Genomic DNA, 645 nt, shown 5'->3' with positions numbered 1-645 from the left:
TCGCACCCGTGGCGCCCGTTGCACCGGTAGCGCCAGTTGCCCCGGTATCGCCCGTCGCGCCGGTCGCACCCGTAGCTCCGGTATCGCCGGTCGCGCCCGTGGCGCCCGTTGCGCCGGTTGCACCAGTTGCGCCGGTGTCGCCAGTCGCACCTGTGGCGCCCGTCGCTCCGGTAGCACCTGTAGCTCCAGTCGAGCCGGTAGCGCCCGTATCACCCGTGGCACCGGTGGCACCAGTGGCCCCGGTATCGCCGGTCGCACCTGTGGCGCCCGTTGCGCCGGTGGCACCAGTGGCCCCGGTATCGCCGGTCGCACCCGTGGCGCCTGTCGCGCCGGTGGCACCCGTGGCGCCGGTATCGCCAGTCGCGCCCGTGGCGCCCGTTGCGCCGGTAGCACCCGTCGCTCCGGTGTCGCCAGTCGCACCCGTGGCGCCCGTTGCACCGGTAGCGCCAGTTGCCCCGGTATCGCCCGTCGCGCCGGTCGCACCCGTAGCTCCGGTATCGCCGGTCGCGCCCGTGGCGCCCGTTGCGCCGGTTGCACCAGTTGCGCCGGTGTCGCCAGTCGCACCTGTGGCGCCCGTCGCTCCGGTAGCACCTGTAGCTCCAGTCGAGCCGGTAGCGCCCGTATCACCCGTGGCACCGGTGGCAC

At 74.3% G+C, this 645-nt stretch carries 1 protein-coding gene; it reads right to left on the bottom strand.

The genetic code is table 11. The annotated features are described in order from the left end of the window. The coding region (locus DPM33_RS35690) for a hypothetical protein (RefSeq protein ID WP_208648496.1) at nt 1–645 on the bottom strand (645 nt) is incomplete at both ends.

Source organism: Mesorhizobium hawassense (genome assembly GCF_003289945.1).
GTDB classification, from domain to species: Bacteria; Pseudomonadota; Alphaproteobacteria; order Rhizobiales; family Rhizobiaceae; genus Mesorhizobium; species Mesorhizobium hawassense.
This window is presented reverse-complemented; position numbering and strand designations above follow the sequence as displayed.